The 20,584-nt window shown below is 62.7% G+C and carries 17 protein-coding genes; 12 read left to right on the plus strand and 5 right to left on the minus strand.

Features of this window, described 5'->3' with window-relative positions; genetic code table 11:
- Positions 1–6 precede the first annotated feature (6 nt).
- The 6 genes from J5M57_RS00525 (at position 7) to argE (ending at position 6,474) form a co-directional block, all read left to right on the plus strand.
- Positions 7–2,136, plus strand: a complete 2,130-nt coding sequence (locus J5M57_RS00525; protein WP_207849774.1) for a TonB-dependent receptor — start codon at positions 7–9, stop codon at positions 2,134–2,136.
- Between the two features lie 120 nt (positions 2,137–2,256).
- Entirely contained in the window at positions 2,257–2,487 is a 231-nt protein-coding gene (locus J5M57_RS00530) for a hypothetical protein (protein WP_169841412.1), read from the plus strand.
- A gap of 251 nt (positions 2,488–2,738) precedes the next feature.
- Positions 2,739–4,058: an NAD(P)/FAD-dependent oxidoreductase gene (locus J5M57_RS00535; protein WP_207849775.1), complete on the plus strand. Its 1,320-nt coding sequence runs from the start codon at positions 2,739–2,741 to the stop codon at positions 4,056–4,058.
- 58 nt (positions 4,059–4,116) lie between these two features.
- Positions 4,117–4,533: a RidA family protein gene (locus tag J5M57_RS00540; protein ID WP_003225869.1), complete on the plus strand. Its 417-nt coding sequence runs from the start codon at positions 4,117–4,119 to the stop codon at positions 4,531–4,533.
- Between the two features lie 118 nt (positions 4,534–4,651).
- Positions 4,652–5,329, plus strand: coding sequence for a DUF1028 domain-containing protein (locus tag J5M57_RS00545; RefSeq protein WP_207849776.1), 678 nt, complete (start codon positions 4,652–4,654; stop codon positions 5,327–5,329).
- Positions 5,326–6,474, plus strand: a complete 1,149-nt coding sequence (gene argE / locus J5M57_RS00550) for an acetylornithine deacetylase (protein WP_207849777.1) — start codon at positions 5,326–5,328, stop codon at positions 6,472–6,474. The genes J5M57_RS00545 and argE overlap by 4 nt, the downstream gene beginning before the upstream one ends.
- Before the next feature lie 24 nt (positions 6,475–6,498).
- Here argE and J5M57_RS00555 read toward each other — a convergent pair whose 3' ends face one another.
- Positions 6,499–7,410, minus strand: a complete 912-nt coding sequence (locus J5M57_RS00555; protein WP_083368812.1) for a LysR family transcriptional regulator — start codon at positions 7,408–7,410, stop codon at positions 6,499–6,501.
- Between the two features lie 363 nt (positions 7,411–7,773).
- On the opposite strand from J5M57_RS00555, the gene J5M57_RS00560 reads away from it, so the two are divergent.
- Positions 7,774–9,189, plus strand: a complete 1,416-nt coding sequence (locus J5M57_RS00560; RefSeq protein WP_064587942.1) for a cytosine permease — start codon at positions 7,774–7,776, stop codon at positions 9,187–9,189.
- Positions 9,190–9,291: 102 nt separating this feature from the next.
- Positions 9,292–9,915, plus strand: coding sequence for a glutathione S-transferase (locus J5M57_RS00565; RefSeq protein ID WP_207849778.1), 624 nt, complete (start codon positions 9,292–9,294; stop codon positions 9,913–9,915).
- 41 nt (positions 9,916–9,956) lie between these two features.
- Here J5M57_RS00565 and J5M57_RS00570 read toward each other — a convergent pair whose 3' ends face one another.
- Positions 9,957–10,835: a LysR family transcriptional regulator gene (locus J5M57_RS00570; RefSeq protein WP_207849814.1), complete on the minus strand. Its 879-nt coding sequence runs from the start codon at positions 10,833–10,835 to the stop codon at positions 9,957–9,959.
- 103 nt (positions 10,836–10,938) lie between these two features.
- Here J5M57_RS00570 and J5M57_RS00575 point away from each other — a divergent pair, with 103 nt between their 5' ends.
- Positions 10,939–12,330: an aldehyde dehydrogenase family protein gene (locus J5M57_RS00575; protein ID WP_207849779.1), complete on the plus strand. Its 1,392-nt coding sequence runs from the start codon at positions 10,939–10,941 to the stop codon at positions 12,328–12,330.
- A 121-nt stretch (positions 12,331–12,451) separates the two neighbouring features.
- Here J5M57_RS00575 and J5M57_RS00580 read toward each other — a convergent pair whose 3' ends face one another.
- On the minus strand, positions 12,452–13,987 hold the full coding sequence (locus tag J5M57_RS00580) for an MFS transporter (protein ID WP_207849780.1): 1,536 nt from the start codon (positions 13,985–13,987) through the stop codon (positions 12,452–12,454).
- Between the two features lie 101 nt (positions 13,988–14,088).
- Between J5M57_RS00580 and J5M57_RS00585 the strand changes: the two genes are divergently transcribed.
- Positions 14,089–14,985 (plus strand): LysR family transcriptional regulator, encoded by an 897-nt coding sequence (locus J5M57_RS00585; protein WP_207849781.1) that lies wholly within the window; start codon positions 14,089–14,091, stop codon positions 14,983–14,985.
- Between the two features lie 3 nt (positions 14,986–14,988).
- On the opposite strand, the gene J5M57_RS00590 is transcribed toward J5M57_RS00585, so the two are convergent.
- Positions 14,989–16,158, minus strand: a complete 1,170-nt coding sequence (locus tag J5M57_RS00590; RefSeq protein WP_207849782.1) for a DUF1624 domain-containing protein — start codon at positions 16,156–16,158, stop codon at positions 14,989–14,991.
- Between the two features lie 181 nt (positions 16,159–16,339).
- Here J5M57_RS00590 and J5M57_RS00595 point away from each other — a divergent pair, with 181 nt between their 5' ends.
- Both J5M57_RS00595 and J5M57_RS00600 read left to right on the plus strand, forming a co-directional pair.
- Complete coding sequence (locus J5M57_RS00595; protein WP_207849783.1) at positions 16,340–16,936, plus strand: paraquat-inducible protein A; 597 nt, start codon at positions 16,340–16,342, stop codon at positions 16,934–16,936.
- On the plus strand, positions 16,933–17,622 hold the full coding sequence (locus J5M57_RS00600) for a paraquat-inducible protein A (protein ID WP_083368806.1): 690 nt from the start codon (positions 16,933–16,935) through the stop codon (positions 17,620–17,622). The genes J5M57_RS00595 and J5M57_RS00600 overlap by 4 nt, the downstream gene beginning before the upstream one ends.
- Here the strand turns inward: J5M57_RS00600 and J5M57_RS00605 are convergent.
- Complete coding sequence (locus J5M57_RS00605; RefSeq protein ID WP_207849784.1) at positions 17,555–20,581, minus strand: FAD-binding and (Fe-S)-binding domain-containing protein; 3,027 nt, start codon at positions 20,579–20,581, stop codon at positions 17,555–17,557. The two genes, J5M57_RS00600 and J5M57_RS00605, sit on opposite strands and share 68 nt — an antisense overlap.
- Positions 20,582–20,584: the final 3 nt, after the last annotated feature.

The following is a 20,584-nucleotide window of genomic DNA, read 5'->3' on the forward strand; positions in this document are numbered from 1 at the left end:
TTCTCGATGCCCGCGCCCAAATCCCTGCCCACTGCCCTGTTGGGCCTGGCCCTCGCCTGCCCGGCCATGGCCGAGGAACCCAAAGGCATGGAGTTGGGCCAGGTACTGATTTCGGCTGACGAACAAAGCGGCGCCGATGCCTCCGTGGCCGAGGCCGAAGCGCGCCTGGCGCAAGTGCCCGGCGGCAGCAACGTGGTCGACATGCGCCAGCCGTTGCAGGGCAAGGTGGCGAGCAATCAGGATGTGTTGGCGTACCAGCCGGGGGTCTACGCGCAGTCGGCGGGCAACGAAGGGGTGAAGATTTCGATCCGTGGTTCGGGGATCAACCGTGCACCGGGTGCCCACGCTTCGGGGCTGTACACGATGCTCGACGGCCTGCCGCTGACCGGCCCGGGCGGCACGCCTTACGAATTGCTCGAACCGCTGTGGCTCGACCATGTGGAGGTGCTGCGCGGCGCCAACGGCTTCGATCGCGGCGCACTGGCGCTGGGCGGCGCCGTCGATTACGTCAGCCACACCGGTTACGACGCGCCGAAACTGCAGGTGCGCTATGCCACCGGCAGCCATGGTTATCAGCAGCGTCAGGTCAGTTCCGGACAGGTGCTGGACGACTTCGATTACTACGTGTCGCTGACCGATTCGAACACCGACGGCTATCAGGATCACACCGCCAGCGAAAGCCGGGGCGTGATCGCCAACTTCGGCTATCGCTTCAATCCGAACCTGGAAACCCGCTTCTATTTCCGCTACCGGCAGACCGACAACGACCTGGCCGGGCGCGTCACCAAGCACTCGATCGAGCACACTCCACGGGCAGCCAACCCGGCCTACGTGACGCGCGATGACAGCCGCAAACAACCGGGCAGCACCTTCATCGGCAACAAGACCACCTACTACATTGATGATGATTCGAGCATTCAGACCGGGCTGGTCTATCACGACTACCCGATGGACCTGCGCGAAGGCCCGAACCGGCTGAAAGTGGCCTACACCGACGTCAGCGGCACCTTCGACTACAAGCGCCGCGACACCTTTCTCGGCATGGAAAGCCGCAGCACCGTGGGCCTGCGCACCACCAAACACCTGCCCAACGACGGCGCCAGCGAATTCGTGCGCATCCCCGGCGGCAACACCGCCGGTTATGCGCCCGGCACCCGCATGCGCAACTTCACTTATCAGGGTTCGGATACGGTTCTGCACGTCGGCAACGATCTGGAGATCGCCGACGATCTGTGGTTGACCACCGGCCTCGCCGCCATCTACACCCGCCGCGAAAGTGCCGTCACTTACCCGCAAAGCGGCGGCAAAACCAGCCTGAACGACTGGGATTACGCCCAGCGCCTGGGCCTGCGCTATCAGCTCACGCCGGACCTGCAACTGTTCGGCAACCTCAGCCGTTCGGTCGAGGCGCCGCATCCGTGGTCGCTGATCTACAGCTCGAACATCCGCTTCCCGGCCGGCAACGGTGCGGCGAGCGGCACCCAGAGCGACCCGATCAAACTGCAAAACCAGACCGCCACCACCCTCGAACTCGGCGGCCGTGGCGACAGCGCAATCGGCCAGTGGAGCCTGGCGTGGTACTACGCGCAGGTGCGCCACGAATTGCTCTCGGTGCTGCCGGACGCCAACGCCGTCACGCCGTACGAACTCAACGCCAGCCCTACCGTGCATCAGGGCGTGGAAGCCAGCCTGCAAAGTACCCTGTGGTCAGCCGCCGATGGACGTAAATTGAGCCTGCGCCAGGCCTACACCTTCAGCGATTTCCACTACCGCGACGACCAGCGTTTCGGCGACAACCGCCTGCCCGGCCTGCCGATGCACTATTACCAGGGCGAACTGCGCCACGACTGGCCGCAAGGCTTCTTCGCCGCCGTCAACACGCAACTGGTGTCCAAGGTCGCGGTGGATTACGCCAACAGCTACTACGCCGATCCCTACGCATTGTTCGGCGCCACCGTGGGCTACAACGCGCCGAAAAACGACTGGCAAACCTGGTTGGACCTGCGCAACCTGACCAACCAGCACTACGCCGCAACGGTCACGCCGGGGTATGACGACAAGGGCCTGGACGCGGCACGGTCTACGCCGGGTGAAGGGCTGGGGGTTTATGTCGGGGTGTCGTGGAGTCTGCTTTGACGGCATGCGCTGACCGTCGCCCACCCAAGCAAGCAACGGGTCAAAACGCAAGCGATGAAATTTCTCGAACTCGCGTCATGTCGTCGTATCCAACGTTGTAAGCCAATGGAGGTATGAAAAATGAAAAGCACCGACGACAGCAAGCCTGCAACCCCTCATAACGCGCCACCGCTCGACGCTGCGGGCAACCCGGTCGATGTGGTTCGCCGGGATCTGCAAGACACCGACGATGACACTAAAGTCGTGGACGAGGTGATTACGCCGACCTCGATCCGCACCAAGGAACAGGAGGCCGAGGAGCTCAAGCGCAAGACCGATGCGATCGAACGCAAGGTCGCTGACGGTAACTGACGCGACGCTCCTGCGTCCTTAAAGTGAATTTTCACCTTCCTGTCCCGGGCTTTCCTGCCCGGGACAACTCTCCTCCTGCTCTGAAAACCCCGGTTTTACTGGGTTTCGCCCTTCTGCTTCAGCAATTTGTATTCACATCCCAGCTTAATAATATTTTACCGATACCCCCCTCCTGCCTAGTCTGACCGCAAGCAAAACGGACAAGCCTGAAGCGATCCGAATCCACTTGCCTTGCCAGGAAGGATGTAGAAATGACCACTGAAATAATAAAAACAGACACGCTTGTCGTGGGGGCCGGACAGGCGGGTGTGGCGATGAGCGAGCACCTGAGCAAACTCGGTGTGCCGCATCTGGTGCTGGAACGCAGCCGCATTGCCGAACGCTGGCGCACCGGACGCTGGGACTCGTTGGTCGCCAACGGTCCGGCGTGGCACGACCGCTTTCCGGGGCTGGAATTCGACGATGTCGATCCCGACGGGTTCGCCCCTAAAGAGCGCGTAGCGGACTACTTCGAAGCCTATGCGAAGAAATTCAACGCGCCGATCCGCACCGGCGTCGAAGTCAAAAGCGTGGTGCGCAATGTCGGTCGTCCGGGCTTCACCGTCGAGACCTCCGAAGGAGTCATTGAGGCCAGCCGCGTGGTCGCGGCGACCGGCCCGTTCCAGCGCCCGGTGATCCCGCCGATCGCCCCGCAAGACCCGCGCCTGCTGCAGATCCACTCCGCTGACTATCGCAACCCGCAGCAATTGCCTGCAGGCGCGGTGCTGGTGGTGGGTGCCGGTTCGTCCGGCGTGCAGATCGCCGATGAACTGCAGCGTTCCGGCAAGCAGGTCTACCTCTCGGTGGGCGCCCACGACCGTCCGCCACGTGCCTATCGCAACCGCGATTTCTGCTGGTGGCTGGGGGTGCTCGGCGAGTGGGATCAGGCGGCAATGAAACCCGGCCGCGAGCACGTGACCATCGCGGTCAGCGGTGCCCATGGTGGGCGCACCATCGACTTCCGTGGCCTGGCCCATCGCGGCATGACCCTGGTCGGCGTCACCGAGTCGTTCAATCACGGCGTGGTGACCTTCAAGCAGGACCTGGTCGACAACCTCAAACGTGGCGATGACAACTACCTCGCCCTGCTGGATGCCGCCGACGCCTACATCGAGCGCAACGGCCTCGACCTGCCGCTAGAACCTGAAGCGCGCGAGACGTATCCCGATCCGGACTGCGTGAAACATCCGCTGGTCGACCTGGATCTGGCCGAGGCCGGTATCACCTCGATCATCTGGGCCACCGGGTTTGCCGTGGATTATTCCTGGCTGCAAGTCGCGGCCTTTGATGACAAGGGCAAACCGCAGCACCAGCGCGGCGTGTCCAGTGAGCCGGGGGTGTATTTCCTCGGGCTGCCATGGCAGTCACGGCGCGGCTCGTCGTTCATCTGGGGCGTGTGGCACGACGCCAAACACGTGGCCGACCACATCGCCACCCAGCGCAAATACCTCGACTACCAGGATGCCGAGCAGCGTGAAGCGGCCCTGCATTGCACCGCCAACACGAAAGCCGCCGACACCGTCGACGCCTGATTTCCCTCTTTCGCGGCGGTGTTCAGCGCACCGTCGCCGCCACTGTCAGGAGCTGTACATGAGCAAGCCAACCCACACCCGCATCCGTATGTTCAACACCAAGGACACCTACCCTAACCAGACCCTGGACAACGACCTGTGCCAGGCCGTGCGCGCCGGCAACACCGTGTATGTGCGGGGTCAGGTCGGCACCGATTTCGACGGCAATCTGGTGGGCCTCGGCGATCCGCGCGCCCAGGCCGAACAGGCGATGCGCAACGTCAAGCAACTGCTTGAAGAAGCCGGCAGCGACATGAGCCACATCGTCAAGACCACCACCTACCTGATCGACCCGCGCTACCGCGAGCCGGTGTATCAGGAAGTCGGCAAATGGCTCAAAGGCGTGTTCCCGATTTCTACCGGGCTGGTGGTGTCGGCACTGGGGCAACCGCAGTGGTTGATGGAGATTGATGTGGTGGCGGTGATTCCCGAGTAATCAGACGCACCGAGTCGCGGCCATCGCGAGCAGGCTCACTCCTACAGGGGAATGCATTCCAAGGTAGGAGTGAGCCTGCTCGCGATGAGGCCAGTCAAGACACACAAGGAGTAAACAGATGACCTTTTCAATCGCAGCCCGCTGCCCCGAAACCGGCCAGTTCGGGGTCGCCATCAGTTCCTCCAGCATCGCCGTCGGCGCGCGCTGTCCGTGGCTGCTGCCGGGCGTCGGCGCGGTGTCGAGCCAGAACATCACCCTGCCGTCCCTCGGCCCCGAAGTCCTCGCGCTGATGGAGCAAGGCCTGGCGCCCGACACGGCGCTGGACAACGTCCTGACCCGCAACGGCTACAGCCAGTATCGGCAGATCACTGCAATCAACCACCTCGGCCAGACCGCGCATTTCAGCGGCGCCCAGACCCTCGGCGTGCACAACGCAGTCTCCGGCGAACAATGCGTGGCCGCCGGCAACATGCTCGCCGGGCGTGCGGTGATCGAGGCGATGGTCCGTGCTTTTGAAGACGGCGAAGGCCAACTGGCCGACCGCTTGCTCAAGGCTCTGCACGCCGCGCAAGCCCTCGGTGGCGAAGCCGGACCGGTGCATTCAGCGGCCGTGGTGGTGGTTGGCGAACAGACCTGGCCTATCGTCAATTTGCGCGTCGACTGGGCCGACGAAGACCCGATCGGTCAGTTGCAAAAGCTCTGGGACGCCTATCAACCGCAGTTGCAGGACTACATCGACCGCGCGCTCGACCCGGCCAAGGCGCCGGGCTATGGCGTTGCCGGTGATGATCGATGAACAGCGTCGCGTTGCTCAAGACGCTGGTGGGGATCGACACCACCAGCCGCGAATCCAACTTGCAGTTGATCGAGTTCGTACGCGACTACCTCGCCGGTTTCGACGTGCCGTGCGAGTTGATCTACAACGCCGAGCGCAGCAAGGCCAACCTGTTCGCCACCATTGGTCCGGCCGATCAACCGGGCATCGTGCTCTCGGGCCACACCGATGTGGTGCCGGTCGACGGGCAACCATGGACCGTTGCGCCGTTCGAACTCAGCGAGCACGACGGCAAGCTGTTCGGGCGCGGCACGGCGGACATGAAGGGCTACATCGCCTGCGTGCTGGCGCTGGTGCCGGCACTGGTGGCGACTGAACTGCGCAGGCCCGTACACATCGCGCTGTCCTACGACGAAGAAGTCGGCTGTCTCGGCGTACGCTCCTTGCTCGCCGAGCTGCAACAGCGCCCGGTCAAACCGCTGCTGTGCATCATCGGTGAACCCACCGAACTGAAACCGGTGCTCGGCCATAAAGGCAAACTGGCGATGCGCTGCGACGTGCACGGTCATCCGTGTCATTCGGCGTACGCGCCGCTGGGGGTCAACGCCATCGAGTACGCCGCCGAACTGATCGGCGAGCTGGGGCGCATCGGCCGGCAACTGCAAGCGCCCGAGCATCACGACAGTCGTTTCGACCCGCCCTACAGCACGGTGCAGACCGGGGTGATCAGCGGCGGCAAGGCACTGAACATCGTTCCTGCCGATTGCCGCTTCGACTTCGAGATCCGCACCCTGCCCTCGCAGGATCCGGCGCAGGTCGCGCAGCAGTTGCAGGCCTACGCCGAGCAACAAATGCTGCCGCGCATGCGGGCGGTGAGTGCGCACAGCGCGATTCGATTCAGTGAATTGTCGGCCTATCCTGGCCTGGCCACCGATGCCCGGAGTGAGGCGGCGCAGCTGATTGCTGCGTTCTGCGGTTCACGGGAATTCGGCACGGTGGCGTTCGGCACCGAGGGTGGACTGTTCGATGCGGCGGGTATTCCCACGGTGGTCTGCGGCCCCGGCAGCATGGACCAGGGGCACAAGCCCGATGAGTTTGTCAGTCGTGCGCAACTCGATGCCTGCGACGCGATGCTGCAACGGATGCTGACCTCGATTCGCGCTTGATCCGTTCGGCCTGACTGCCGGCATTCAGGCGTGCAGTCGGGCCAGCTCTTCTCGGCAGTGATCGACGAACAACTGCACCGGTTTGGTCAGTTGCACGCGCCGTAGCCACGCAGCCGACAAGCCTGAACCGGTGACGTCTTCGGCCAGTGGCACGCACACCACCTTCTGCCCGTCGTAGGTGTATTCGCCGAACGGTCGGGTCACCAGAATCGAAAAGCCGAAACCGCGCCCGACCATGCCGCGCACCATCTCGATCGACGGCGAGCTGAAGACGATGTGCGGCGTCAGTCCGCGCTCCTCGAAGATGCTCACGAAGTAGGTGCGGCTGGGCACCACATCGAGCAGGATCATCGGTTCCAGCACCAGATCGTGCAGCGAGACTTTTGCCTGTTGTGCAAAGCGGTGATCGGCTGGCAGCAAGGCGTAAGGCTGCTGCGGCGGCATCAGCGGCGTGGTTTCGATAGTGGTGTCGAGCTCATGTTCGAACAGCATCGCCACATCGATGCTGCCGGCGGTCAACGCCTGCACCAGTTCCTGTTGTTCGCCATCGCGAATGCGGATTTCCACTCCCGGCCAACGTTCCTTGAACCCGGCGATCAGGCGCGGCAGATACAACGGTGCCACCGTTTCGAAACAGCCGATATCGATCTGCCCTGAGACCACGTCGTTGTCAGCCAGCGCGTTCTGCTCGAACTCATGCGCCACCCGCAGCAACTCCAGCGCCTTGCGATAGAACCGCGAACCGCTGGGCGTGAGTGAAACGCCCTGGGCGTGATGGCGGATAAACAGCTGCACGCCGAAGCTTTCCTCCAGATGCTTGATCGCGGTCGACACCGACGGCTGGGCGATATAGAGCTTGCGCGAGGCTTCGGCGACGCTGCCGCAATCGGCGGTGGTGACGAAGTATTTGAGCTGGCGCAGGTTGTAGGCGGCCATATAAAACCTCTGCAAGTAAGACAACGCTTTTGTGGCGAGGGAGCTTGCTCCCGCTTGAGTGCGCAGCACTCACAACATCAGCGGGCGTGGCGCAGTTTTGGGGGCCGCTTCGCAGCCCGGCGGGAGCAAGCTCCCTCGCCACAGGAAAGTTTTCGCCGCTGAACGTTTTTGTGGTTGATCACGGTTGAACATACCGGACCGCTCCCAAACCCGGGGCATATATTTTTTAAGGTCTGAAGCAACAAACTTACTAATTTATCTATCCCGGGGCTTTGCACATGATCGCTTCAACAAGAAATGCGCCGTCCGTGTCGGCGCTTACCGAAGTACGTCCACGTACTCATCCTTGCCTTGGAGTTCGTCATGTCCACCTCTGCAACAACATCCGCCCCGCTCATTGAAAAACACACGATAGGCTATGTGCCCCCCGAAGATCGCCACGGAAAGGTCAGGGATCTGTTCACGCTGTGGTTCGGCGGCAATATCGCGCCGTTGCCGATCGTGACCGGCGCGCTGGGCGTGCAGTTGTTCCACCTGAACCTGGTGTGGGGCATCGTCGCCATTCTGGTCGGTCACCTGGTCGGCGGCGTGCTGATGGCGCTGCACTCGGCGCAAGGCCCGCAGATGGGCATTCCGCAGATGATCCAGAGCCGCGCGCAGTTCGGCTCGCTCGGCGCCCTGCTGGTGGTGCTGATTGCCGGCGTCATGTACATCGGCTTTTTCGCCTCCAACATCGTCCTTGCCGGCAAGTCGCTGCATGGCGTGGTCGACAGCGTGCCGGTGCCGGTCGGCATCGTGATCGGCGCCCTCGGTTCGGGGATCATCGGCATCATCGGCTACCGCTTCATCCACGTGCTCAACCGCATCGGCACCTGGGTGCTGGGGATCGGCATCGTCGTCGGTTTCGGCTACATCTTCACCCATATTCAAACCGATGACTTCCTCACCCGCGGCAGCTTCAACCTGTCCGGCTGGCTCGCCACCGTGTCGCTGGCCGCGCTGTGGCAGATCGCGTTTGCGCCCTACGTGTCCGACTATTCGCGTTACTTGCCGGCCGACGTCAAAGTCTCGTCGACGTTCTGGACGACATACCTGGGCTCGGCACTGGGCTCGAGTCTGGCGTTCATCTTCGGTGCCGTCGCCGTGCTGGCGACACCGGTGGGCATGGACACCATGGACGCGGTCAAACTCGCCACCGGCTCCATCGGCCCGCTGATGCTGGTGCTGTTCCTGCTCAGCGTGATCAGCCACAACGCCCTTAACCTGTACGGCGCGGTGCTGTCGCTGATCACCCTGGTGCAGACCTTCGCCTACCGCTGGATTCCCACCGCCAAAAGCCGCGCAGTGATCTCGATCATCGTTCTGCTGGCCTGCTGCTTCGCTGCCGTCGGCGCATCGAAGGACTTCATCGGCCACTTCGTCGACATGGTGCTGGTGCTGCTGGTGGTACTGGTGCCGTGGACGGCGATCAACCTGATCGACTTCTACGCCATCCACAAGGGCAAGTACGACATCCAGTCGATCTTCCAGGTCGACGGCGGTATCTACGGACGCTACAACCCGCAGGCGCTACTGGCTTACGCCATCGGCATCGCCGTGCAGATCCCGTTCATGAACACCCCGTTGTACGTCGGCCCGGTGTCGGCGCACATCAACGGCGCGGACCTGTCGTGGCTGGTGGGCCTGCTGGTGACCTCGCCGCTGTACTTCTGGCTGGCCAGTCGAGACAGCGCCTATCGACGGCGGATGATGGGCGGGAAACTGGTGGGCAGTCTGTAACGATGTCCGGATGACAAACGAAGGCCCGCCATGCGCGGGCCTTCTGCGTCGCAGTGTGGTATTTCTTGAGGCCCGACAGGCATCCACGAGACAGGGAATCCCATGCTGCGAATTCTGGGCAAGGCGTCATCGATCAATGTGCGCAAAGTGCTGTGGACCTGCGCCGAACTACAGATCCCGTTCGAACGCGAGGATTGGGGCTCGGGCTTCACCCCCACCGACACACCGCAGTTCCTCGCCCTCAACCCGTGCGCGATGGTGCCGGTGATTCAGGACGGCGATTTCACCTTGTGGGAATCAAACACGATCATTCGTTATCTGGCGGCCAAATATGGCGGCGCAGGCCTCTACCCTTCCGAGCCGCAAGCCAGGGCGCGAGTCGACCAGTGGATCGACTGGCAGGCGTCGGAGCTGAACCGCTCATGGTCGTATGCGTTCATGTCGCTGGTCCGCCAGTCAGCGGATCATCAGGACCGTGCCGCGTTGGCCAACGGTGTCGAGCAATGGTCGAAGACCATGGGCATCCTTGATCAGCAGTTGCAGAAGACTGGCGCCTACGTCAGCGGCGCGGCGTTTTCGCTGGCAGACATTCCCATCGGGCTGTCGGTCAATCGCTGGTTCGAAACGCCGCTTGCGCATCCGCACTATCCGGCCGTCAGGGCGTATTACGAGCGTCTGAGTCAGCGCGAAGGCTTTCGTCTTCACGGCAGAAACGGTACGCCGTGAAGCATAAGTGTCCTGCGGCATAAGGGAGGCCGTCGACGCGGCTACGCTTCTGCGCGCACCACGCCGCGCTCTTCCAGCAAGCGCACGAACATGCTCAGACTGCGCGACACCGTGCCCCGGCGCCACACCAGCCACGTCGTCAAATAACGAAAATCCGCCGCCAGTGGCCAGACGCTGACCGTCGCGCTGCCGGGCATGCTCTGCAGCATCTTGCGCGGCATCAGCGCCAGCCCGGCCCCGGCGCTGACGCAGGCGAGCATGCCGTGATACGACTCCATCTCGAAGATCTTGCCGGGCACGGCGGCGTCGGTGCTGAACCATTTTTCGAAATGGTGCCGGTAGGAGCAATTGGAGCGGAACGCATAAATATTCTCGCCGTTGACGTCCGCCGCGCGCTGCACCGGGGCGTGATTGAGCGGCGCAATGACGACCATTTCTTCCTCGAACGCCGGCACGCCTTCGAGGGCCGGGTGCAGCACCGGGCCGTCGACGAACGCCGCTGCCAATCGCCCGGACAGCACGCCGTCGATCATTGTCCCGGACGGGCCGGTCGACAGGTCCAGATCGACTTTGGGATGCGCCTGGTTGTACGCCGCCAGCAACTCGGGAATACGCACCGCCGCCGTGCTTTCCAGCGACCCCAGAGGGAACGCGCCCTGCGGTTCTTCACCCGCGACGGTGGCGCGGGCCTCCTGCACCAGATCGAGAATGCGCCGCGTGTACTCGAGAAAACTCCAGCCGGCCGGCGACAGACGCAGTCGGCTTTTCTCGCGGATGAACAGGTCGACGCCCAGATCCTGCTCCAGTTGTTTGATCCGCGTGGTCAGGTTCGACGGCACGCGATGGATCTGCGCCGCGGCGGCACTGATGCTGCCGTGCTCGGCAACGGCCTTGAAGATTTCCAGCTGCACCAGATCCACAGTCATTCTCCAATCGTGAAAGAAACGATCTTTATTATTCAGTTTCCAGAAAACAAACGCCACCCTACTCTAGGCCCATCCACTGAACTCGCAGGAGCCCGCCATGAGCCCGATTTCCAGCCAGACCCACGCCATCTCGATCAACCCCGCCACCGGCGAGCAGATCGGCCACTACGCGTTTGAATCCGCCGACGCCCTCGACGCTGCGCTGACCCGCGCCGCATTCGGTTTCTCGAAGTGGAAACGCAAGCCGCTGCAAGACCGCTCCCGCGCCCTGACCGCACTGGCCGGTGCCCTGCGTGACAGCGCTGAAGCCATGGCGACCATGATCACCCTGGAAATGGGCAAGCCGATCGCCCAGGCCCGTGGCGAAATCGAAAAATGCGCCAAGCTCTGCGAGTGGTACGCCGAAAACGGACCGGCCATGCTCGACGCCGAGCCGACCCAGGTTGAAGGCGGCAAAGCGCGGATCGAGTACCGTCCGCTCGGCCCGATCCTCGCGGTGATGCCGTGGAACTTCCCGATCTGGCAAGTGCTGCGCGGCGCGGTACCGGCGCTGATCGCCGGCAACACCTACGTGCTCAAGCATGCGCCGAACGTGATGGGCAGCGCCTACCTGCTGCGCGACGCGTTCAAAAATGCCGGTTTCGCCGACGGCGTGTTTGAAGTGATCAACGTCACCCCGGAAGGCGTATCCACTGCAATTGCAGACCCGCGCATCGCCGCCGTCACCCTGACCGGCAGCGTACGCGCCGGCATGGCCATCGGTGCCCAGGCCGGTGCCGCACTGAAGAAATGCGTGCTGGAACTGGGCGGTTCTGATCCGTTCATCGTGCTCAACGACGCTGATCTCGACGAAGCCGTGCAGGCTGCCGTGATTGGCCGTTACCAGAACTCCGGCCAGGTGTGCGCCGCGGCCAAGCGCCTGATCATCGAAGAAGGCGTGGTCGAGGAATTCACCCGTAAATTCGTCGAAGCCACGCGCAAGCTGAAGGTCGGCGATCCGTTGTCCGCCGACACCTACATCGGCCCGATGGCACGTTTCGACCTGCGCGACGAACTCGACCAGCAAGTGCGCGCCACCCTCGAAGAAGGCGCCACCCTGCTGCTCGGCGGCGGCAAGGCCGAAGGTGCGGGCAACTACTATGAGCCGACTGTGCTGGCCGACGTCACTGACCGCATGACCTCGTTCAAACAGGAATTGTTCGGCCCGGTGGCGTCGATCATCACCGCCCGCGATTGCGCCCACGCCGTGGCCCTGGCCAACGACAGCGATTTCGGCCTGACCGCGACGATCTACACCGCCAACGTGCAACTGGCCCAGCAACTGACCAGCGAACTGGAAACCGGCGGCGTGTTCATCAACGGCTACTCCGCCAGCGACCCGCGCGTGACCTTCGGCGGCGTGAAGAAAAGCGGTTTCGGCCGCGAGCTGTCGCACTTCGGCGTGCGCGAGTTCTGCAACGCGCAGACGGTGTGGCTGGATCGCAAATAACCTGAGACATCACCGTCACCTGTAGGAGCTGCGGCACGCTGCGATCTCTTGATTTTGATTTTGCAGATCAGGATCAAAAGATCGCAGCCTCGTTTCACTCGACAGCTCCTACAGGGAGTAGTCACGCCGTTTGCTGTTGCGCCTCGCCCGCCGTCCGATCCTTGCTCAACAGCCCCAGCACTACCGCCGCCGAAACGAGGGTGATCAGCGTAAGGACGTGCAGCAAGTACTGAAACGCCGACGCATAACCGGCCACCAGACGCTCATTGGCCAGCCCCGGCACCCTGTTGATCGCATGCGCCATGTCCCCCGTGGTAACCCGGTGCGCGATCTCGGCAATCAGCGCCACATCGCCACTGCCTGCCATGGCACGGGTCAGATCGCTGTGCAACAGCGAAGTCAGCACTGCGGCCACCACCGCCAGCGCAATCCCCTCACCCGCCACTCGCACGGTATTGAAGATCCCCGCCGCCATCCCCGCGCGCTCCTTCGGTACAACGCTGACCGACAGACCATCCATCAAGCCCCACGGCAAACCGGTGCCGATCCCGATCAACACCATCGCAATGACCAAGGCCCATTTCGGCTCACTGACGTTGTACAGGCTCAACCCGTGCAACCCCACTGCAGCGATCAGAAAACCAATCCCCGACAAGATCCCCGCCGAGACAAAGCGGGTCATCCATGCCGCCAGCATCGGTACCACCAACATGGGTGCCGACAGCGCCAGCAACAGCAGGCCGGCGTCGATTTCGCTCAAGCCTTCGACGCCGATAAAGCGCAATGGCAACATCACCACCAGCACGATGTAGCAAAAACAGGTACCGATCGGCAGCATCTGGACGCCGATGAAGCGCGGAAAACCGAACAGACTCAGATCGAGCATCGGGTGTTTAACGCGCCTTTCGATGATCACGAACAACGCCAGCAACACGGCCGAAGCACTCAGCAGACCGACCACCAGCGGGCTGCCCCAACCGCTTTCCGGGGCCTGAATCACGCCGAAGGTGAACAGCGCCAGCATCGTGCTGAACGTGAGCGTGCCTGGCCAATCCAGCCCCGTGGCATCCGGGTTGCGGCTTTCGCGCATGCGTGGCAGACCGAAGACCATGGCGATCACGCCGATCAGCGCGGTAAAGACGAAAATCGCCCGCCAGTTGAACGCCTCGATCAACGCGCCGGCCAGCAACGGCCCGAAAGCCAGACCGATGCCGAATGTGGTGCCGAGCACGCTGTACGCTCGGGTCCGCGCATGGCCTTCGAACTCTTGCGCCAACGACGCTGAACCGCTGGCCAACGCCGCAGCACCGGCCACGCCCTGCACCGCGCGCAGCCCATCCAGCCAGCACACCGACGGTGCCAGGCTCTGGGCGATCGATGCTGCGGTGAACAGCAACATGCCAAAGGTGAACAGGCGTTTACGCCCATAGACATCGGCCAACGCCCCCGCCGCCATCAGCAAACTGCCGAACGACAACATGAACGCATTGGTAATCCAGGTCAGGGCAACGGGGCTGCCCCCCAAATCACGGCCAATGGCGGGCGTCGCCACTGCGCCACCGGTAAAACTCAAGGGCAGTACCAGTGCCGACAGGCAGACGGCCGCGAGGATCAGCAGCTTGTTACGTGCTCCTTGCTGTTGAGTGACAGTTGTCATGAATTCATCCTTTAAAAAATTGCCAGGCTGCAACTCTAAAGCCGTGCTACTGATGTGATAATCCCAGCAATTTTTCATGGGTTTGTGAAAGGCATTCACAGATGAAATCACCCTCAGCAGCAGACCTTGCAGTATTTCTCTGTACGGCGCAGCACTTGAATTTCAGCAAGGCCGCCGTCGAACTTGGCCTTACCCCCTCAGCCCTGAGCCATTCGGTGAAGGCTCTGGAAAATCGCCTCGGTGTGCGTCTGTTCAATCGCACCACCCGCAGCGTGGCGTTGACCGAAGCCGGTGAACGCCTCTACGCGCGCTTGAAACCGGCGTTCCGCGACATCGACGATGCACTGGAAGACCTCAACCATTTTCGCGACAAACCCGCAGGCAACCTGCGCATCACCTGCGGACGCCAGGCGTGCGAACTGGTATTGCTGCCGATTGCCAGCGAGTTCCTGCAGAGGTATCCGGACATTCGCATGGAGGTAGTCGAAAGCGAAGCATTGCTGGATATCGTCGCCGGCGGATTTGATGCTGGGGTGCGCTTTGGCGATCGACTGGAGGCGGACATGGTATCGCTGCCGATCGGCCCGGCGATGCGTTCGGTGGTGGTCGGTTCGCCGGCATTCTTTGCACGCTATCCTGCGCCGCAAAAACCCGAAGATCTGCAGGATTTGCCCTGCCTTCGCCACCGCTACCCCAGTGGCACGATGTATCGCTGGGAATTCGAACGGGAGGGCATTGCCCAGGAAATCGAGGTCAACGGCCCACTGACCCTGGGCGACGTCAGCTTGATGATCGGCCCTGCGCTGCAAGGCCTGGGATTGGCCTATGTGTTCGATGAAATGGTCAGCGAACACCTGGCCTCGGGACGTCTGATTCAGGTGTTGGCCGACTGGTGCCCTTATTATCCGGGCCTGCATTTGTATTACCCGAGCCGGCGCCATGTACCGGCGCCGCTCAAGGCTTTTATCGACTTTGCGCGCGAGCGCAGTGGCCATTAGGGCTTACAGATATTTCAGCCAGGCAATGTCGCGACGCCGCGCCTTCAGCGACGAAAACCAGCGCACCGCCGGGTACAGCGCCAGCGCCAACAACACCGACATCAGCCATATCGCCGGCACCGAATCGAAGCCGAAATAGCTACCGTGGTTAAGGCCAAACAGCGCCACGGCGATCAGATAAAGCACCTTCAGCACGTACAGGTGCAGCAGGTAGAAAAACATTGGTGCCGAACCGAACACGCACAGCCAGCGGATCCAGCGCCGCGTCTGGAACCTTTCAAACAGCCGCAACAACAGCAGTCCCACACCCAACGTCAGGGTGATGAACAGCAGCGATGGCGGGTACTTGGTGATGTTGAAAAACGCCATCAACGTTTGCACGGTCGTGTCGTGCAGTGCCCAAGGTTTTTCGCCGTAACCGTTGAGCAGCCGCAGCCCGACGAAGCCCAGCAGACCGGCGGCACCCGCCAGCAACAGGCAGTGCTGACGGGTCCCGGCATCGGCCGCCCGGGCGAACCACGGGCCCAGCGCATAACCCAGGCCGATCACACCGATCCACGGCAACAGTGGATACGAGGTGCGCAAGCGCAAGCTGTCGCCAACGTCGATCCAGCCGCGGTCATGCAGAATCGCCCATGGCACATGCAATGCCGAGTCCGCTGCGAAATGCAGCCCATCGAGCAGGTTATGCCCGGCAATGATCGCCAGGCTCAGCGTCAGCAACAGCCCGCGCGGCAGCCAGACCAGCAGCGACAACGCGATCATGCTCAGACCAATCGCCCAGATGACCTGCAGATAGATCACGCTCGGCGGCAACTGAAACGTCCACGCGAAATTCACCAATGTGAATTCCAGCACCACCAGAAACAGCCCACGCTTGAACAGGAAGGCACTCACGTCAACCTTGCCCGCATACTTCTCGCCAAACAGCCACGCAGACAGTCCAGTCAGAAACACGAACACCGGTGCGCACAGATGCGCCAGCGTACGACTGAAAAACAATGCCGGCTCGGTGTTGGCGATGTCCATCGGGTCGGACACCTGACGGTGCAGGAGAAACGTCTCACGCACGTGGTCCAGCAACATGAACAGGATCACCAGACCTCTCAATGCATCAATGGACAGCAGGCGGCCGGTCGGCGCCGGGGTGGAGCGAGCAAACGCAGTGGTCATGGACATTTCGCCAACAAGTAAATGAATCAGGGGATCGCAACCGCACGACCCGCCAAAAATTGGCGTTACTCTATAACATTAAAAGTCGATTCCCAACCCAAACGACATTTGCCCAATCACGTCAGGCTTCTATAGTGATCAGGCGCCCCCTGCCCTTTGCGCCTGCTGTCGAGCGTTGCCCATGACCTCAACCGAACACCTGATCATCTGCGAGCATTGCGATTGCGTGTACGAAAAAGTCGCGCTCGCCAAACACCAGAAAACCCTCTGCGTGCGTTGCGGCGGCGTGCTGCAGCGTTATAACGGCCTGACCGTCGAGCAGCGCCTGGCCTTGAGTTTCACTGCGGCGATGCTGTGGCTGTTCGCCAACTTCTATCCGGTGATGAGCATCAGCATGAAGGGCCTGAAAAACAGCGCGACGCTGTGGGATTCAGTGGTGGCGCTGAGTCAGGGGCCGATCACGTTCATCGCGATGGTCGCGGCGATCTCGATCATCATCGCCCCGGCGTTTCAACTGGTGCTGCTGATCTGGGTGCTGAGTTTCGCCATGTCCTCGCGGCGCGCGCCGGGGTTCAAGCTGTGCATGCGCTGGCTGGAAACCCTGCGCCCGTGGAGCATGCTTGAAGTGTGTCTGCTGGGGGCGATGGTCGCGGTGTTCAAACTGGCCGGGCTGCTCGATGTGCTGCCGGGTATCGGCCTGTTCGCCCTGGCGGTGCTGAGCCTGATGATGATCCGCATCGCCGGGCGCGATGTTCGGGATCTGTGGGACATTCTATGAAGCGACCCGCGACCGCCAGCGAACTCAACCTGTGCCTGTGCCACAGCTGTGGACTGGCCTGCGACATGACCGACGAGCCGCATGAGTGCCCGCGCTGCGAGGCGCCCCTGCATCGACGCAAGCCCAACTCGCTGACGCGCACCTGGGCCTACCTGTTTGCCGCGCTGGCATTTTATGTGCCGGCCAATCTGCTGCCGGTGATGAACACCGTGATGCTCGGCAACGGCGCCGACAGCACGATCATGAGCGGCGTGCTGGAGTTCTGGGAAGGTGGCGCGTGGGACATCGCCCTGATCATCTTTATCGCCAGTATCGCGGTGCCGGGAATCAAGTTCGTCGCGCTGACGCTGCTGCTGGTCACCGTGCAGCGCGACAGCGGCTGGGCGCGCCGTGAGCGTTCGAAGCTGTTCCGGTTCGTCGAGCTGATCGGCTATTGGTCGATGCTCGACGTGTTGGTGGTTGCCCTGGTCGCGGCACTGGTGAAGTTTCAGGCGCTGGGCGATATCGAACCTCGCCCGGGCATCCTGTTTTTCGGCATGGTGGTGGTGTTCACCATGCTCTCGGCAATGAGTTTCGACCCGCGACTGATCTGGGACAACGCCCCTGACGACGAGCCGCTCAGCGACGCAGCACCTCAAGCAACACCTGCAACGGATGGCGCAACGCCCGATCCGACTGGCGCTTGACCTGACTGCGGCATGAGTAACCGGTGGCCAGCGCTTCGCCGCGCTCGGCCGGCGCTTCGACCTGACTGGCCCAGGATTGCTCGTAGATCACCGCCGAGGTTTCGCGGTTGCGCGCCTCGTGGCCGTAAGTGCCGGACATGCCGCAGCAACCGGTGGCCTGGGTCGCCAGTTTCAGCCCGACCCGTTCGAACACCTGCTCCCACTGCCGGGTCGCCGCCGGCGCATTGGTTTTCTCGGTGCAGTGCGCCAGCAAACGGAACGGCTGGGCTGTGTCAGCACAGGCCCGTTCCGGCATCACCTTGAGCAGCCACTCCTGAACCAGCGCCACGTCCGGGCACGCCTGCATACCGGGCACTTTCAGGTATTCCTGGCGATAGACCAAGGTCATCGCCGGGTCCAGCCCCAACAGCGGCACGCCAACATCGGCCAGCTCGCGCAGTTGCCGGGCGTTGCGCAACGCTGCGCGGTTGAACGCCGAGAGGAAGCCCTGCACGTGCAGCGGCTTGCCGTTGGCACTGAACGGCGCCAGATACACCTGATAGCCCAGCCGCGACATCAGCTCCAGCAGATCCGCCAGCAGCGGCGCTTCGAAATAACGGGTGAACGCGTCCTGCACCAGCACCACACTGCGCTCGCGCTGGGCCTGGGTCAGCGCCGAGAGCCTGGCCACCGTCGCCGGCTGCACATTCCAGCGACGCAGCGTCGCGTGGAAATCAAAACGGCTCAGCAACGGCACATCGACCATGCCGCCAAGACGTTCCAGCAGGTTGCGAACCAACGAGGCGCCCATCAAACCGTTGTACAGCGCCGGAATCCGCGCCATGTACGGGATGCTGTACTCCAGCGAGGCGATCAGATAATCCCGCGCCGGGCGCAGATAACGGGTGTGATACAGCTCGAGAAAGCGCGAACGGAATTCCGGCACATTGACCTTGACCGGGCACTGGCCCGCGCAGGACTTGCACGCCAGGCAACCGGCCATGGCGTCGTAAACCTCATGGGAAAAGTCCGCATCCTGCGTGCGGCTGTTGCGCCAGCGCGTCCACAAGCTGCTGAAAAACGCCGGCCGGCGGATCGCATCGGCCAACACGTCCACGCCTGCCTCACCTTGCAAACGCAGCCATTCGCGGATCAGCGAGGCGCGGCCCTTGGGCGATTGCGCACGCTCGCGGGTGGCCTTCCACGACGGGCACATGGCGTCGTCGGGATCGAAGTTGTAGCAGGCGCCGTTGCCGTTGCAATGCAGGGCAGCGCCGTAGCTTTGCCAGACCTTCTCGTCGATCTGCCGATCCAGTTCGCCGCGCAGGGTCACCTCGTCGATCTTCAACAGCTGCGCATCGCTGTTGGCCGGGGTGGCGATCTTGCCCGGGTTGAACTGATTGAACGGGTCGAACGCGGCTTTCAGCGCCTGCAGCGCCGGGTACAGCTCGCCGAAAAACGCCGGCGCGTATTCCGAGCGCAGGCCTTTGCCGTGTTCGCCCCACAACAGTCCGCCGTAGCGCTGAGTCAGCGCCGCCACGCCATCGGACACCGGACGCACCAGTGCCGCTTGCTGCGGATCTTTCATGTCGAGAATCGGCCGTACGTGCAACACGCCGGCATCGACGTGGCCGAACATGCCGTACTGCAAACCGTGGCTGTCGAGCAGTTCGCGCAACTCGGCGATGTACTCGGCCAGGTGCTGCGGCGGCACCGCCGTGTCTTCGACAAACGGCTGCGGTCGCGCTTCCCCGGCAACGTTGCCAAGCAGGCCCACCGCGCGTTTGCGCATGCCATAGACCTTGTTCACCGCCGCCTGCCCGACCGCCAGCGTATGCCCGAGGCGTTCGACCGTGGCGTCGCGGCTCAAGTGTTCGAGGAAGGCTTCGACCCGGCGCTGCAGATCATCAGGATCATCACCGCAGAACTCCACCAGGTTGATCCCCAGTGTCGGCCGTTCGGCGCTCTGCGGGAAGTATTCGGCGACGCCGTGCCAGACGATGTCCTGCATGGCCAGCAGCAGCACTTTGGAGTCGACGGTTTCAATCGACAGCGGCTTGAGCGCCATCAGCGCCCGGGCATCGCGCAACGCATCCATGAACCCGGCGTAGCGGATATTCACCAGCATGGTGTGTTTGGGAATCGGCAGCACGTTGAGCTTGGCCTCGACCACAAACCCCAGCGAACCTTCGGCGCCGCACAGCACGCTGTTGAGGTTGAAGCGATTGTCGGCCTCGCGCAGGTGCGCCAGGTCGTAGCCGGTCAGGCAGCGGTTGAGATCAGGAAAGCGTTGCTTGATCAGTTCGCCCTGCTCATCAATGATCTGCCGCGCACAGCGATAGACTTCGCCGACCCGGTCTTCGCGGGCGCACAGCGCTGCCAGATCATCTTCGGCCAGTGCTTCGCCGTGCAGGCGCTCGCCGCCGCGCAGGACCATGTCGAGCTCCAGCACATGGTCACGGGTCTTGCCATAGGTGCAACTGCCCTGGCCGCTGGCGTCGGTGTTGATCATGCCGCCAACGGTGGCGCGGTTGGAGGTCGACAGCTCCGGGGCGAAGAACAGCCCGGCAGACTTCAGCGCAGCGTTGAGCTGGTCCTTGACCACCCCGGCCTGCACGCGCACCCAGCGCTCTTCGACGTTGACCTGCAGAATGCGGTTCATGTGCCGCGACAGGTCGACCACGATGCCGTCGGTCAGCGACTGACCGTTGGTGCCGGTGCCGCCGCCACGCGGGGTGATCACCACTTTCCGGTAAGCCGGCTCGGCGATCAGGCGTGCAACCCGCGCCACATCCTCGGCGTCCATTGGGAATACCGCCGCTTGCGGCAGGCGTTGATAGATCGAGTTGTCGGTGGCAAGCACCACGCGGCTGGCGTAATCGGCGCTGATTTCACCACGAAAGCCGCTGGTTTTCAGGGCGTTGAGGAACTGCTGGTAATCGGCGCTCAATGCGCTGGCGGGCGACAGCTGGGCAATCATCGG

Source organism: Pseudomonas sp. 86_A, from assembly GCF_017491705.1.
In the GTDB taxonomy this organism is placed as follows: Bacteria; Pseudomonadota; Gammaproteobacteria; order Pseudomonadales; family Pseudomonadaceae; genus Aquipseudomonas; species Aquipseudomonas koreensis.